This window comes from Bradyrhizobium sp. Ken51, assembly GCF_055807435.1.
Genome location: NZ_JBVVPB010000003.1, coordinates 167,850 through 184,092, shown reverse-complemented (window position 1 = coordinate 184,092; position 16,243 = coordinate 167,850). Strand labels below are relative to the sequence as shown.

Here is a 16,243-nt window from a genome sequence, read left to right as displayed (position 1 = left end):
GGACTGGCTTTCAGGCGCCAGGTTCGCGGACTATCTCGGCAACGTCGAGATTCCGGTCGGGCCCATGTGGAACGACCGACTGGCCCCGCTCGAGACGTATCTGGTTGCCATCGAGAAGAACCGTCACGATATCTGGTTCGAACGATACAAAATTCGAGATGCGACCGACTTCGGAATAGGCCTCGGGGTAGGACCATGCCGCCTGGCGCGCGTCGCCGATGGAATAATAGCTGCAGAGACCCTTGTATGGACAGAAAGTCTGGAGTTTCACTGGGGTGAGGGCGGACTCATCTATATCGGAACGTGAAACGTACCAGCGGGGCGCGAAACCGGACTCGTAAAGCACCAGCGGTCGCTTTGTATCGGCAATGATCCGGCCCTCATGATTGACCACGAGATTGCGAGAGGTTTGGCGGATGTCGATGCGGTGATAGGGATCGGCGGCATGACCGACGATGCGTTCATCTTCCTCATAGAACGCATCCATGGCACGCCAGGCGAAAGCGATATGACCCCGCAAATCGCTCGCATAGGCGGGCAGATTGGTGTGCTGCCATGCTCCCCGCGCCGCGATGCGCTGCTCGTCTGCTTGAACGCTGTACCAGGACGTGGGGCCGAGGTCGGCGTGTTGAGTGATATGCTCGGTTCGCTGCATGAGCTGTTGCGACACATCGGCCTCAGGAAAATACGCTACGGGGTAGCGACCTGGTTCGAAGAGCAGGAGGCACCGCTCGCTATCTGCGATCCAGCTTTCGCCCAAGCGCACGCGCATGCGACGGCGCAGCGGCTCAATGTACAAAAGCCGTTTGGGCAGGGGCTCGGGGACGAGAAAGCGTCCAACCGCGCCGCCTGAAAGCGGGCCTTGTTGCCAGGATAGTCCCACATCTGCCTCCTCGTTTTCGTCAAAGGACCGCCTGTTCAGGCCAATCCGGTCTCGTCCGGCTATTTCGGGCGCAAAGGGGCCGGAGTTACAGGCAACGCGATATTTTTTACGGGGCCTTCAGGCGGTGCTGCTCGGCGATTTCGCTGACTTGGCCCGAGAGGTGTGGCGGCAACTAAGGTTCCACTCGCGGCAGAGTTACGACTAGTGTCGCCCCCCAGTCGGCGTTCGGCCTTACCTGGATAGCCCCGCCATGAGCAACCACCACGCGCCGGCATAACGCGAGGCCGAGGCCCAGCCCGCCCTCCTTTGTAGTGTAGAGGGGATTGAAAATGTCTGTTGTCCCGTCAGGAAGGCCAACGCCATTGTCTTCGATTTCGAGCACGACGGAGTTCGACGAGGTAAACGTTCGAACGCTCAACGTTCTTTGGCGATCCGTAACGTGATGCAGGCTGTCGATCGCGTTCTGAATGATATTCAACATCACCTGAAGGAGCAGATCCCTGTTCGCCTTTGTCACCGGGCGATCAGGATCAAAGCTGATGTTCGTTACGATCTCTGCGAGGGCGATCTGGGGTTCAGATAAGGCAAGCGCTTCGTCGACTATGGCATTCAGAGACTGCTCCATAAGGTCGGTCAAAATGTTGGCCGATAATTGCTGCAACTCCGCGATGGTCCGCCCGCATCGGCCGACCGTGACGCGGATGCGCTGGATGGACTTCACAGCACAAGCGATGTTGGGCGTTTCGCGGTCGAGCCAGCGTAAAGCGGCGTCGGCGCTGGAAATGACGGCTCCGAGAGGCTGAGTGACCTCATGAATGATTGTTCCAGCGAGTTCCCCGAGGTGCGCCAGCCGCATTTGACGATCGTTTCCGAGACCGGTTCCATCAAAGGAATGATTGCCCGCCGTCCTTGGTTCGAAGAAATCCATCCCGACGCTCCGCAACCGTGGCTTCGAATGGCCGTTCAGCACCCACCGCTTCGTTGTCGCGATGCAGCATGCGGGATGCTGGTGACCCATTCGCCTTCTGGAGATATCGTACGGCAGGCGACTTCATAGTTCTTGAAAAGACCTGACGTTCGCTTTGGATGAATCTGATCGGCGCGATGACCGGCTTCATTCCAATGACCGTCAAGACGTCTCTTAACGAAGCGGGAGTCATGAGTTAGCGGACGGATCTCCATCAGCAAGCGGAGCAGAGCGTGAGAAGTCGAAGGAGGATGGTGGAAGAGAAGCCGTCGGACTTCTTGTCCGACCCTAAGGACGGCATCTGCCTGGTTCGAGAGGTCGCTGGCGCGAAGTTTGCCAAAGCCGGCCTTAACGCCGTGCACACGCTCAGGCGTCGACAGGGATCGGAGATGACTTCAATGCATCTCCGCGAGAATATGTACATGGTGACCGTATATCTTACGGATCATCCCGAGGCGCAAGATGTCTGGAAAGACGGCCATCACGCGATGCGACCGGCGATGCGAGCAGGAGCGATTTCTCTTTTCGACATGCGCTATCATTGGGAAGGAGACAATATGGCGCCGTTCGAGGCGTTGAACTTCTTCATCCCTGATCTTGCCTTCGACGAGACTGCACGCGAGCTTGGTTCTACTTTCTCGGGCTTCAACTACGATGTCGAGCGAGAGTACAGGGATGATGTCGCGACGTCGCTTGCCCGGGCCGTGCTGCCGGCATTGGATAGCCCGGTCGAAATTCCAATGTTGTTCGTCGACCACGTGTTCTCGGCGCTGCGCTCGCGCCTGCTCGTCGCCTATTGCGGCCTGAATCCAAGTGGCAACGCAGTCGGCCCAAAGCTGTCCGATAACGAGGTGGCTCGGATCAGGGAGCTGCTTCTCGACGATGTCGGTGCGGACCGCTCGGTAGCCGAGCTGGCGCAGGCATGTGGACTGTCCGCCGGGCAATTTTCGCGTGCCTTCAAGAGGACGCTGGGAACGTCGCCGCACCAGTGGCTTGTTGAGCAACGGATAGACCGTGCCAGGCATCTGCTAAACGGGAAAAAATCGATCAGCGAAATCGCGTTGGAGTGCGGCTTTGCGGATCAGAGCCACCTCAATCGCGTGTTTTTGCGAAAAGTCGGGCTAACACCCGGCGAGTGGAGGCGTGCAAAGCATTCAGATGCTTAGAACCTGGACTCATGAGAGCCGAGCCATTGCGCGATTGAAGCGGGTTGAAGCGAAGGCAGGGTAGTGGGCGACAATTTTGCTGTTTCGTGCTGCGCGTTCTAGCTGCTCAAGGAGTGGCTCCAATGATGAAGCCGGATACGGTTGTGCAAGAGGACCAGCCGTTCACCCTTTCGACCTTGCCACCGGGACGGACGCAGAAGCGGCTTGCCCTTGCGATAATCTTCGCTTTCCTTAGCTCGCTTTTCATCCTGGCAGGAGAGCTATCGAGCATCCAACTGCGCCAGATCGACGCCTTCGTCCCAGCCTACGGGACGGCGATGTTCGTGAATGACATAATTACCGCGGTCCTGCTGTTCAACCAATTCGCCATCCTGCGTTCGTATGCCCTTCTTGTAATCGCGACCGGATATCTCTTCACGGGGCTCATGCTTATCCCCTGGATGCTGGTGTTTCCGGGGGCGTTCGCGCCAGTTGGCCTGCTCGGCGCGGGGTTACAGAGCACAGATTGGCTTAACGCTTTGAGGTACGCCGGTTTTCCCACGTTCGTCATCGCGTACACCCTGATCGAGGGCGACAATTCTCCCGGACGCTCGTGGGAGGGGTCAGGGGCTATGACGATTGTTTCGAGCGTTGTGATAACGTTGGCCGTTGTGTGTACCGTGACGACTCTCGTCACAGTTAATGATGCATACTTGCCCCGCATCATGCTCGACCCAATCCATTTTTCCACCTTCGCGCTTTATCTTGCCAGTTCTCTAATCCTATTGAATGTAGTTGCGCTAACGTTGCTCTGGATACGCCAGCGTTCGGTACTCGATCTGTGGTTGATAGCAGTTGTTTGTGCCTATGCAATCGAGATCTATCTGGTCTCGTTTCCGGGTCTGGCCCGGTTCAGCGCCGGTTGGTATGCTGGCCGCGTCTTCGGCTTCGTGTCGAGCGTTCTTGTGCTCTTTGTGCTATTGCATGAGATAGCGACGCTTTACGCACAACTGCTCCGCGCCGTGCTGGCGCAGCGCCGCGAACGTGAGGCGCGGCTGATGACTGGCGATGCCGTTTCGGCAACAATTGCCCACGAAATCAAACAGCCACTGACAACGATAACAGCTAGTGCAACCGCCGGATTAAATTGGCTTGATCGCAGCGAGCCTGAGCTCGATCGTGCCAAAGACGCTTTGCGGCGCGTCGTAACCGCAGGAAGCCGTGCGGATGCCGTGATCGAAAATATCCGGACGCATTTCAAGATGGGCGTACGGCCCCGCACTTTCCTTGATATAAACGATGTGATCCAGGGAGCCTTGACAGTCATCGGCGACAAACTGCGAACAAATCGGATCACCGTTCAAGCCGACCTCAACGAAGGACTGCCGAGAATCCGTGGCGAGCAGATTCAGCTCCAGCAGGTGCTGGTAAATTTGATTGCGAATGCAATTGACTCCATGGCAACCGAGGTTGGGGAGCGCTTGCTCTCCATAAAGTCCCACGTCTATCAGTCCAGATATGTGATGGTGTCAGTGCAAGACACGGGGAGCGGACTCGAGCCAGGCGCCGAGGATCGAATATTCAACCCAATGTTTACGACCAAGGCAGACGGCATGGGCATGGGGCTGGCGATCTGCCGGTCGATCATCGGGGCGCATAAAGGAGAGATATCGGTGACCTCCGATAACGGTCGCGGCGCGATTTTTAACTTCACCTTGCCTGTCGATCCGGGCAGCGCGTTCTAGTTGGACCGGCCCCATTCGCTTGACGATCTTCTGAGCCGTCGGATTCCAACTATGGCCGCCGCGTCATTTCACATGGGCCCGGAGGAAGTTGCGAAGCGGCGAACAGCTGCTGAAGGCTGCACAGTGTGAGGAAGCTGAGCGGCGGTGCGAGGCCCATCCGCCGCGCACCTTGCGTGTAGCATCTTCCACCAACCTTCCGACCTTACAGTGATGTATGGTGCTCGCCGAAATCGTCCGGCCAGGCGCCGGGTGTTGGCGCGTTGATGACCTTAAATTGTTGCTCTTTTGGCCGCTGCAAGGTTCTGACCGGACATCGATCGGCCAGCCTCTAAGTCAGTACATAGCTTGGCGTCGCGGGGAGGAAGTTCAACCAGCGATTTCCGAGCTCTCTAGCTGATGCTCGGTCCGTCGTCGACCGGGATGGTGAATTGAAACACGGCTCCTCGGGTCTCACTGCTGTCCGCCCACAGTCGACCGCCATGCGAAAGAATAATCGATCGGCATATCGACAGCCCAACGCCAAGACCAGCAGGCTTGGTCGTATAGAAGGGTTCGAAGAGACGGGCCAGGCTCTCTGCAGACAATCCCGGTCCTGAATCCGCAATCGATACCACCACGCTTTCGGCGTCCGCCTTCGCAGTTCTGATAAGCAGCTCTCGCTTACCCTCTGTTGTCTCGGTCATCGCCTCGACGGCATTTAAGATTAGATTGAGCGTTACCTGTTGCAGTTCGACGCGATCTCCGATGACGTTGGGTAGCCGGTCGGCAAACTCAGTCTGGATCGCGACCCGGTTTCTCGCCGCCTCGGCTTGGGTGAGCTCGATGACCTGACCGATGACGTCATTGATCGCCAGGGTATCCCGCCTGTGAGGCGCCTTCTTCACGATATCTCGAATTCGCCCGATGACCTCGCTTGACCGGATGCTATTCTCGACAACGCGCGTCAGCGCCTTGCGCGCCTGCTGCAGCGCAGGGGGGCGGTGATTCAGCCAGGTCAATGCAGCCTGGGCACTGGAGATGACGGCTGTGTTTGGCTGGTTCACCTCATGGGCAATGGATGCAGTCAGCTGCCCCATCATCGCGACACGGTTGGCGTGAGCCAGCTCCATCTGCGCTTCTCGGTATCGCTGCTCGCGCTCCTGCAATTCCCGGTACAAACGGGCATTGTCGAGCGACATCGCAGCCTCGGACGCAAGAAATTTGAGAAGAGCGACCTTGGTCGGGGTAAACACAGCCTTGGCAAGATTGTTCTCAAGATACAGTAGAGCAACCAAGCTGCCTTGCTTCGTGAGCGGAATAATCAGAATCGACCGGGAGCTCTTGACCTGGATGTAACGATCGCCTCTGAAGGCTCCACTTTCCGCGGCATCGTCGAGAATGACGCTCCCCTGTGTGCGGGCCGCGTACAGGACGAGCGATTCCGGGATTTCCATCTGGGAGATCGGGCGATCGCACAAATCGACATTGATCGGACCCCCCCGGGTCGTCGCTTCCGCACGGATCCGCAGCTCCGTGTCCCGCTGCAAAATCAGCAATCCTCGTTCTGCACCGGCGTGCTCGATCGTCGCGCGCATCAAAATGTCGATCAGCTTCTCGAGGACGATCTCTCCGGACACGGCCTCCGAGACTTTCAGGGCCGCCACGAGGTCCAGATGCTCGATCGGAGATCCGATCGTATCGGTGGCGATGAGCACGCGCGCGTTCTCCGCAAGGTGCGGATACATATTGTCGATCTGCCGTACCTTGCCATCAGCTCCCCATCGGGCATAGGCGGCGCGCGCGCTCCGACGGTAAATATCGGCGAACGCGCCATATTCGCGCGCCGCATAGAAGTTCGCAGCCAGTTCGTAGGCGAGGCCCTCTTCCACAACGAGTCCGTTTGTGCGGGCCGAACGGATCGCGTGTTCGTAGAGGGGCATTGCACCGGAGTCGCGCCCCTCCAGCCGGGCGATTTCGGCGCCGACCAGCGCCGCGCACGACTCGAAATTGTACGGGCAATTCTCCGCCCAGGCCCGGAGCTGCCGGTGATGCGCGGCTATAGTGTCGATGTGTCGGGGCTCGGCGGCAATCGCTTCCGGCAGTGCAGCCAGAGACAGCGCGCCATAAAAATGATACGAAGCGGCCTCCGCTGGTGTCAGTGGAGTCCATCGCCGCCGCTGCAGCTTCGAAAGGATGTCTACCGCTGACGCGTGATCGCCAGCGAAGAAGCGGGCCCGAAGCTTGAGAATCCAGTAAATGCATTCTGCGCGCCACAAATTCGGATTGGCTGCGAAGTGCTCTTCGACCCGGAGCTCGTGGAACTGCTCGTCGTCGAAGGAGCCAAATCTCGGGGTTAGTCCGCGGAGGGTCCGGAACAGTCCGAGTTGCGCGGCGATGATATCCTCGATGAACCCGAACCCCATCTTCCGGGCGAAGGCGAGGCCCGTCTCGGCCTCGCCTAGGACTTCGACGAGTGGATCGCCTGACTCGAAGAGATTGCCATTCAGATTGCTGCAGCTATATGCCGCATAGGTTAGGTCTCCGCTCCTGTGCGCGCTTTCGAAAGCGCGGCGAAGGAGATCGCGAGCGTCCCTGAAGTGTCTGGTCCACGGCACGACATGTGCGCCAAATATTAGATAGGTCGCAGCCTGGAAGCGAACCATTCCGCGTTGCTCGACCAATTCATAGCCGAGTTCTCCGAAGCGAAAGCCGGATTTGTAGTCGCCGAATTGCAGGCCGGCCACCATTCCGAGCTGTACATAGGCAACACACGACCCGTCGCTGTGACCCCATTCGAGGCCGAGATTGACGGCCCTGCAGATCGTGAGGGAAAGGAGGTTCATATCAGTGAAGAGGGCAGGCGGCAGGAGTTTGGTCAGAACATCCATGGTGGCAAGAGAGGCGGGGTCGCTCATCAAGGGCAGCTTGACGAGGTCTTCGATACTGCGCTCTCCAATGCCCGACCAGATAAGATCATACTCGCGGCGGGCCTCCGCTTCCGTTGGGTGGGGAGACCAGTGCACCCCTAGCCGCCGCAAGTAACCCAGGCCGACCTCGACGGCTCGGCTGGATTGACCAAGCGTCGTATAGACATCCATGCGCAGGCACGCGACGGCGGCTTGTTCGAGCGGATTGATTGCGCGCGTCGCCAGTGCAGCCAGACGATCGTCCGCGACGGCTGGTTCGCCGGTCAGGAACTCGCAGGTGGCCTGATTCATTTCCAGTGTGAAAGCAAGCTCGTGTCGCCGTGCCCAGCAATCGGCGCTCAAGAGTCCGCCTCCGGTGGAAAGATACGCAAGCGCAGAGCTATAGGCCGAGGATGCCTTGGCGCGTTGGCCGGCAATCAAGTTGAGCTCGGCGATTTGCTCGCGCTCGCCAGGCGAGCCGACAAGGGACAGGCCGCGGTTGAGCTGGTTGACGATATCGAAGATCGCCGTTTCGCGCTGCTCGGGCGGCGTGCGTGCTACTAGCAGCCGACCGATTCGCAAATGCGACGCCGGCCTCTCCGACTCGGGAATAAGTGCGTAGGCGGCTTCTTGTACCCGGTCGTGCACGAACCTGTAGCGTCGATCCTGACGCTCGATCAGCTCGAGGCGCGCCGCATCGATGAGATCCGAATGGACCTGCTGTTCCGATCTGCCGAGCATTAATGACAGAGTTGGGATGTCGGCTCCGCTGCCGAGGCATGCAAGCGTCTGCAAAGCCATCCGTGTTTCGTTCGGCAGGCGGCTCAGCTTGCGAAGCATCAAATCGACGACGTTCTCAGTATAGCCCTTGGCATGGATACGCTTCAGGTCCCACTGCCACTGGCCGACCTCATGATCGAAGGCCAGCAACCCTTCTTCAGAGAGCGCATGCAGGAACTGGATCAGGAAGAATGGATTGCCGCCTGTCTTCTCATGGATCAGCTGCGCCAATGGCGCGGCGCGCACCGGATCGGAGCGAAGTGCATCCACGATGAAATGCTTGACATCGGCTCGAATGAGAGGTGACAGGCTTAGCGTTTGGACAAGCGAGCCCGCACTGCGAATTGCGGCGAGTTTGCGCCTTAACGGGTGGTTGGCATCGATCTCATTGCTGCGATAAGCACCGATCAGCAAGAGGTGTTGCAGATCAGATAGAATCAGCAACTCCTCGAGCAGATCGAGGGTCGCAGCATCCAGCCACTGTAGATCGTCGAGGAAGAGCACAAGCGGTCGGTCCGGTTGCGCGAACACGCCGATGAATCGTTGCAGGACGAGCTTGAATCGTCGCAGCGCGTCTTGCGGTGAAGCCTCCGGCACGGGCGGTTGATCGCCGATGACCAGTTTCAATTCGGGAATTAGATCAACCATGAGCTGGCCGTTAGGCGCCAGTGCTTCGCTGATGACGTTGCGCCACGAAGCGAGTTCCGCCTCATCTTTTGCAAGGAGATGATGGACGATGTTTTGAAGGGCCTGCGCGAGCGTCGCATACGGGATGTCACGCTTGTACTGATCGAACTTGCCCGAAGCGAAAAGACCGCCGAGCGGGACCAGAGCTCTGTGCAACTCGTGGACTACGGCGGACTTGCCGATGCCGGAATAGCCCGATATCAAAAGAAGCTCGGGCGTTCCGCTCCGGGCGACGCGGTCAAACGAAGCGAGCAAGGCCTCGATCTCGTTTTTCCTGCCGTATAGCCGCTCGGGAATCAGGAGGCGGTCCGGCTGGTCGGCTTCGCCGGGCGTAAAGTTATCAATCTGGCCTTGGATTTGCCATTCGGCGAGGCAATGCGTGAGGTCGTTCCTGAGGCCAGCGGCGGTCTGGTAGCGCTCCTCGGCCGTCTTGGCGAGAAGCTTCATAATGATCCCCGACACTGCGTCAGGCACATCGTTGAGCCGTTCTGCGGGCGGAATAGCTCGTCTCGCGATGTGGCAGTGCACCCATTCCATCGGATCGGCCGCGGTGAACGGCAGTGCGCCCGTGAGCATTCTGTAGAACGTTACACCGATTGCGTACAGATCGCTGCGGGAATCGACGGACCGGTTCATGCGGCCGGTCTGCTCGGGTGCCATATAGGCCAGCGTGCCTGCGATAGTCTCCGGTGGTTCGAGCTGCTGTCGCTCGCGCGGCAGGCGCGATGCGAGGCCGAATCCGGTGATCCTGATTTCGTCGGCTCCGGTCACCAGAAGATTTGCGGGCTTCAGGTCCTTATGGATCAGACCCCGCCTATGGAGCCGGTCGACGGCGATGGTGATGGCGAGAGCCAGTCGCAGGAAGCGGTCTAGCTCCATCGGTGCGTCGAGCTGCCGCTCAAGCGTCTCGTTGCCGAGATCTTCCAATACCAGCAAGGTTCTGCCGCAGTCGCGGATCAGCTCAAGTGGCCGTACGGCCCAAGAGCGGTCGAGCTCGTCGCGCAAGGCGTATTCATGGGCGAGCCGGTCGAGAACCTCAGCGGGAGGGTGCTCCGCAGCGGCCCTTACGATCAGGACACTGTTGACGTGGCCGTCGGCGCCCGTGCGAAATTCGCGGCAAAAGACACGCTCCCCGTCTTCCCACAGAAATTCGAGGCCGGCACCTCCGTCCGCGGGGATCGGCGAGGACACATTCATCTGCCGGACTCCGGAGCCAGGCGGCCGCCTCTTGAGAAGACCCGCGAAGCGTCCAACCGCCTCTTCATTTTAGCCTACTCCCCGGATAAGTCCCCCACAACGGCAACCACCAGCTAATCAGCCAGTTTCGCCTCGGTCGCTCCTCTAATCTCCAATATTCGGGGGCGCGGCCGCAAACGTTACAGGCAGACTTGATCGGAAATCTGGGTGGGCCGAGATTGTTCCTGCCGGCGCTTACGGCTTGCAATCGGGCGCTTAATGGCTTGGAACGTTGCACGCCTCTGCATGGTTGGCTCAACCAGCATCCGAGGAGCCGACGATGGTCCCCCAAGAGCAGCAAAAAAAGGAGCGGGTGAGGGTCTTGCTCGTGGAGGACGAATGGTCCATTCGATTCGACGTAGCTTAGCAGCTTCGAGGTACGGGGCTTGAGGTTGTTGAAGCGAGGACCGCAGATGATGCGATGAGCCACATTTAATCAGGAGAGCGGATTGACGCGCTTTTATCGGCCCGTGCTGGACCACATCCGCCAACTGGCGTCCTAACGCTCGGCGGGAAGCTCACGTCGAGTCCACGCTCCGAGCTCGGCCCGCCGTCGACAGGGACGGTGAACTGAAAGATGGCTCCTCGGGTTTCGCAATTTTCGGCCCAGAGCCGGCCCCCATGCGAAAGAATGATCGATCGGCAGATCGACAGCCCAACGCCAAGACCAGCCGGCTTGGTCGTGTAAAAAGGTTCAAAGAGACGGGCCAGGCCCTCCGCAGACAATCCCGGCCCTGAATCCGCAATTGATACCAGTACGCTTTTGTCTTCCGCCTTCGCGGTTCGGATAAGCAGATCTCGCCTGGCCTCCGTTGTCTCACTCATTGCCTCGATCCCATTCAGGATCAGATTAAGAGTTACCTGCTGCAGTTCGACGCGATCCCCAATGATGTTGGGCAGGTCGTCGGCAAACTCGGTCTGAATCGAGACCCGGTTTCTCGCCGCTTCGACTTGCGTGAGCTCGATGACTTGACCAATGGCGTCATTGATTGCCAGGGCATCCCGCCTGGGAGGCGCTTTCTTCACGATATCGCGAATTCTTCCAATGACCTCGCTCGACCTGATGCTGTTCTCGACAGCGCGCGTCAGCGCCTTCCGCGCTTGTTGCAGTGCGGGCGGCTGGTGATTCAGCCAGGTCAATGCAGCTTGGGCGCTGGAAATGACGGCCGTGTTTGGCTGGTTAACCTCATGGGCAATGGATGCAGTCAGCTGCCCCATCACCGCCACACGGTTGGCGTGAGCCAGCTCCATCTGCGCCTCTCGGTATCGGTGCTCCCGCTCCTGCAACTCCCGGTACAGCCGGGCGTTGTCGAGCGACGTCGCGGCCTCGGACGCAAGAAATCTGAGGATCGCGATCCGGCCGGGAGTGAAGACCCGCGAAGCAAGATTATTCTCGAGATACAGAAAAGCTACCGCCTTGCCTTGCTTGACGAGTGGGACACACAGGACCGACCGAGTACCTTTCTGTCGGATGTATTGATCGCCACCGAACGCGCTGCTCGTCGATGCGTCGTCAAGCACGACACTTTCCTGCGTACGAGCCGTGTAAAGTACGATCGATAGCGGCAATGCCTCGCCAGAGAGGGGCAAATCTGCCAAGTCAAAGGCGATAGAGCCGTCGCCGATTGCTGCCTGCGCCCGAACTCTCAGTTCCGTGCCTTGCGGCAGAACCAGCACGGCGCGTTCTGCGGCGGCGTGTTCGATCGCCGAACGCAATAGGGTTTCGGTGAGCTTATCCAGCGCGATCTCGCCCGAGACGGCTTCGGACACCTTGAGAACCGTTGCCAGGTCCAGCTGCTCGACGTGCGTGCCGATAGTATTGGCGGCGTTGACGACACGTCCCTTTTCTCGGATGCTCGGATAGCGCTCCTCGAGCTGGTAGACCTTTGCGCTCGCGCCCCAGCGCGCATAGCAATCTCGTGCATTCGTGACGTACGACAGTACGACCGTACGAATGCCACGCATCTCGTAGAACGCAGCCGCGCGCTCTGCCGAAATAGCCTCGATCTGCAGGAACCCACCTTCTTGCGACAACTGTATTGCTGCCTCGTACAGCCTTTCGGCTTCGATTTCGCGGCCTTCGATCCGCGCCAGCTCTGCGGCAATCAGCGTGCAACGGGCGGCGAAATTGGCCGGGCAGCGGTCGGACCATGCAACCAGCTTGCGATATTGTTCGCGAAGGCAAATGACGTGTTGCTCTCGATCCTCTTCCGGCGCCTCGTCATAGGCGGCGGAGTGCGCAAGCCCTGTATAGAACCGGTACTCGGCGAACTCACAATAGGCTCTGGCGCACCACGCGTACTCGTCTGCGCATCGAGCGAAAGCGATGGCGTCATGGCTACGTCCGGCAAGAACCGCGAGCTGGACCCGCACGACATAGTCGAAGAACGAACTCAACGGCTCGGTTGTGGCCGGGGCGCCAATTGAACTCGGCTTTCGCAAATCGAGAGCCGCATCACGCCCCATCAGGCTGAGCGCGAGCGCCCGCTGCGTCGCCAGGCATTCGGAATTCAACCGGATACCCAAGGCCTCCGCAAATCCCAGCGCCTGCTCGGCATGCAACAGAACGCCTGGAAGTGCTTCGCCGCTGAATAGATCCAGCGCCAGAAGCCCCCGATGCGAATATGCCGCGAAGGCGAGATCTCCGGTGGTCAGACAGATGTCGAGGGCGCGCTGAACGAATGATCTTCCGGATCGGACGGGACGGATCCATGGAGTCACATGCAGACCAAATACCAGAAGAGCACGGCCGCTCAGCCCCGTCTTCGAGCGTGTCTCAGCGAGAGACGCGCCGAACTGCGAGAGGCGAAAGGCAAGTTCCGCGTCGGTCGAATCGCTCGCGAGCACACCGAATATGGCGGTCAGCGGATAGCACGATTCAGGGCTGATCCCGTGTTCGAGGGTCAGCCGGGTGGCCTCCATGAGCATGATGTCGGATAGGTTGCGATCCGTGAGAAACGCAGGTGTGACGAGGTCGGCCAAGACGCGCATGATCGCGCGATGATCCGGATCGGCCATCGGCGCTAGTGTACAAAGCTCTTCGTCAGACGATTTTTCGGCCAAAGCTCGCAATCGTCGACGATCTTCGTCAACTTGGCTGCGAGTCGGATGAGGGTGCCAGTCAATTCCGACCTTCCGGAGAAATGCCAGGCAGACGTCGACCGCCGGCTCCAGTTGTCCCGCAGCGGTGTACAGCTGCGCACGAAGGCTCGTGACCTCCGCACTCCGCACAACATCGGACCAGCTCTGCGACAAGGCCCGTAACTCTGCTTCTGCGGTGGTTAGATCGCCAAGGAGAAACTTGCATTCAGCGTGGAGCAGGCCGATCGAAAAGGCGATCTGGCTATGCTGCGCAGACCGTTTTTCCTCGATCAATCTGCGGGCCATCTCAAGGTAAACTACGGCGGCATGGTAAGCTGTCGCACCGCGCGCGCGCTGACCTGCGGCGAGATTGATGGCAATGATCGTGCTTCTCTCGTCGCCGGTCTTCGCAGCGGCGACGCCGCGGTTGAGTTGGCTGGCTACGCTATAGATCCGTTCGCTCGGCTCGGCCTGTGTCAGCTGTGTGGCAAGAGCCATGCCGATCCGGAGATGCAAGGCGGCTCGCCTGTCTAGGTCCGGTTCAAGCGCATAGGCCGCCTCGTGGACGCGATCGTGCACAAATGCATATGAATTGTTGAGGCGTCGGACCAGTTCGAGACGTGTCGCCTCATTCAAGTCCGAGTGGAGAGCCTGCTCCGACGTGCCGTGCACAAGGCAGAGAGTTTCGATCTCGGCGGCATTGCCCAGGCACGCCAGCTCCAACAACGCGGCACGAGCGTCGTCGCGCAAGCCGCTCAACTTTCCGACGACTAGATCGGCAACGTTGTCGGAGTAGCTCTTCTCCTTGATGCCGGCAAGATCCCAGCGCCACTCTCCCTCAGCGTGATCGAATAGAAGCAGGTTCTCTTCCGCCAGTGTTCGTAGAAATTGGGTAAAGAAGAGCGGGCTGCCGCGAGTCTTCGCGTAGACAATTTCCGCGATTGGCAAAGCGAATGGCAGATCGCGGCGAAGCACATCGGCCACGAATTGCCCGACAGATTCCCGGGTGAGGGGAAGCAAATTGATGCCCTGAACGTTCTTGCCGGATTGCCGGATCTCGGCGAGTCGTGCGGCCAGCCGATGTCCCATCTCGACGTCGCCGTCACGATACGCGGCGATCAAGAGTAGATTTTGCAGATCGGACCGGGCCAGCAGATATTCGATCAGGTCGAGCGTGGCCATGTCCGACCATTGCAGGTCATCCAGGAAGAGAACGAGCGGGTGGGCCGGTTTGCAGAACACACCGATAAAGCGGGCAAAGAGAAGTTGAAAACGCCGTTGCGCATCTCGCGGTGATGCATCGGGGACAGATGGTTGATCTCCAATGAGAAGGCGCAGCTCCGGCACGAGATCGCCCATGAGTTGAGCAAGCGGGCCAAGCGCTTCGCGCAATGCGTTGCGCCAGGGTGCAAGGTCGGCTTCTTCCTTGGCAAGAAGGTTCCTGATAAGCCCGCTGAATGCCTGTGCGAGCGATGCGTAGGGTACGTCGCGCTTGTGCTGATCGAACTTGCCGGACCCGAACAGCCCTCGAGACTGCGCTATCGCTTTCTGCATCTCGTCGACAAGCGCGGACTTGCCCACTCCGGAGGAGCCCGACACCAGGACCAATTCTGGCACGCCACTTTGGGCGACGCGATCGAACGAAGCGAGCAAGGCCTCGATCTCGTGCTCCCTGCCATAAAGTCTTTCCGGAATCAGAAGATGGTCCGACCGATCCGATTGCGCGAGAGGGAACTGCTCGATCCGTCCGTGCGTGGCCCACTCCGCAAGGCAGTGATTGAGGTCGTTCCGGAGGCCGGCGGCGGTCTGGTAGCGGTCCTCGGCCGTCTTGGCGAGAAGCTTCATGATGATCGCCGATACGGCTGCCGGTACGCGATTCGTCAGCTCGTGGGGCGGAACTGCCAGTCTTGCGACATGGCAATGCGCCCATTCCAATGGAGTGGCGGCGTTGAACGGCAGTAAACCCGTGAGCATCCGGTAGAATGTCACGCCAAGTGCGTACAGGTCGCTGCGGGAATCGATGGACCGGTTCATGCGACCGGTCTGTTCGGGCGCCATATAGGCCAACGTTCCTGAGATGGTCTCTGCTGCTTCAAACTGCTGTGGCTCTCGCAGCACGCGAGATGCGAGGCCGAATCCGGCAATTCGGACCTCATTCTCCCCAATCACCAGAATGTTTGCCGGCTTCAGGTCCTTGTGAACCAGGTTGCGTCGATGGAGATATTCGACGGCCGTCGTGATGGCGATAGCCAACCCCAAAAAGTGATCCAGCTTCATCGGCGCGATGAGCAATTGCTCCAGAGCTTCGCCGCCAGGATCTTCTAACGTCAATAGAGTTCGGCCGCCGCTGCGGATCAATTCCAGGGGCCACACGGCCCAGCTACGGTCGAGCTCACTGCGCAAAGCGAGTTCGTGGGCGAAGCGTTCAAGGACCTCGGCCGGAGGATGCTCCAGAGTGGCTCTTACGACGAGGATACTGCTGACTTTGCCTTCATCGTCTCGGGACCACTGGCGACAAAGGACACGCGCTCCGTCATCGCACAAGATCTCGAGATCCGCGTCTCCATTCGTAGTTGAACAATCGTGCATCCGGCGAACTCTGAAATCGGCCACTTCGGGGAAGGCTACCTTGTTTTCCAAAGTGCCGTTCATCTGCCGGCTTTCCATAATCGTATGGAGCTAACTGGCTCCTCAGGTTCCCGAGCCGCCAGCCGACCAGTTCACCGGGATGGCTGCGGGGTGCCGGAAGCGCATCCTGGACCTTGTGTACTCGACGACCTTGCTATGCGTGTTACCGGCACATTGCAATCTATCTGGGGCGCCGGTAACTGCCG

At 59.2% G+C, this 16,243-nt stretch carries 6 protein-coding genes; 2 read left to right on the top strand and 4 right to left on the bottom strand.

Annotated elements, in window-relative coordinates; translation table 11 throughout:
- Positions 1–10: 10 nt before the first annotated feature.
- Both AC0L27_RS07865 and AC0L27_RS07860 read right to left on the bottom strand, forming a co-directional pair.
- The gene (locus AC0L27_RS07865; RefSeq protein ID WP_473318532.1) at positions 11–883 is read right to left on the bottom strand and encodes a DUF427 domain-containing protein; all 873 of its coding nucleotides are present in this window, start codon (positions 881–883) and stop codon (positions 11–13) included.
- Positions 884–1,055: 172 nt separating this feature from the next.
- Positions 1,056–1,811, bottom strand: coding sequence for a sensor histidine kinase (locus tag AC0L27_RS07860; protein WP_473318530.1), 756 nt, complete (start codon positions 1,809–1,811; stop codon positions 1,056–1,058).
- Positions 1,812–2,101: 290 nt separating this feature from the next.
- Here AC0L27_RS07860 and AC0L27_RS07855 point away from each other — a divergent pair, with 290 nt between their 5' ends.
- The gene (locus tag AC0L27_RS07855; protein WP_473318528.1) at positions 2,102–3,016 is read left to right on the top strand and encodes a helix-turn-helix domain-containing protein; all 915 of its coding nucleotides are present in this window, start codon (positions 2,102–2,104) and stop codon (positions 3,014–3,016) included.
- A gap of 122 nt (positions 3,017–3,138) precedes the next feature.
- A complete protein-coding gene (locus tag AC0L27_RS07850) occupies positions 3,139–4,740 on the top strand; it encodes an MASE4 domain-containing protein (protein ID WP_473318525.1) in 1,602 nt (533 codons plus the stop codon).
- Positions 4,741–5,129: 389 nt separating this feature from the next.
- Here the strand turns inward: AC0L27_RS07850 and AC0L27_RS07845 are convergent, their stop codons facing one another.
- Together AC0L27_RS07845 and AC0L27_RS07840 are read right to left on the bottom strand one after the other, a co-directional pair.
- On the bottom strand, positions 5,130–10,289 hold the full coding sequence (locus AC0L27_RS07845; protein WP_473318523.1) for a trifunctional serine/threonine-protein kinase/ATP-binding protein/sensor histidine kinase: 5,160 nt from the start codon (positions 10,287–10,289) through the stop codon (positions 5,130–5,132).
- Between the two features lie 471 nt (positions 10,290–10,760).
- Positions 10,761–16,061 carry a trifunctional serine/threonine-protein kinase/ATP-binding protein/sensor histidine kinase gene (locus tag AC0L27_RS07840; protein WP_473318520.1) on the bottom strand — a complete coding sequence of 1,767 codons (5,301 nt, stop codon included), beginning with the start codon at positions 16,059–16,061 and terminating at the stop codon, positions 10,761–10,763.
- Between the last annotated feature and the right edge of the window lie 182 nt (positions 16,062–16,243).

Bases quoted from the DNA above. Each gene is read 5' to 3' on its own strand.
- AC0L27_RS07850 (WP_473318525.1), top strand. From the start codon at position 3,139: ATGATGAAGCCGGATACGGTTGTGCAAGAGGACCAGCCGTTCACCCTT.
- AC0L27_RS07855 (WP_473318528.1), top strand. From the start codon at position 2,102: ATGGTGGAAGAGAAGCCGTCGGACTTCTTGTCCGACCCTAAGGACGGC.
- AC0L27_RS07860 (WP_473318530.1), bottom strand. From the start codon at position 1,811: ATGGATTTCTTCGAACCAAGGACGGCGGGCAATCATTCCTTTGATGGA.
- AC0L27_RS07840 (WP_473318520.1), bottom strand. From the start codon at position 16,061: ATGAACGGCACTTTGGAAAACAAGGTAGCCTTCCCCGAAGTGGCCGAT.
- AC0L27_RS07845 (WP_473318523.1), bottom strand. From the start codon at position 10,289: ATGAATGTGTCCTCGCCGATCCCCGCGGACGGAGGTGCCGGCCTCGAA.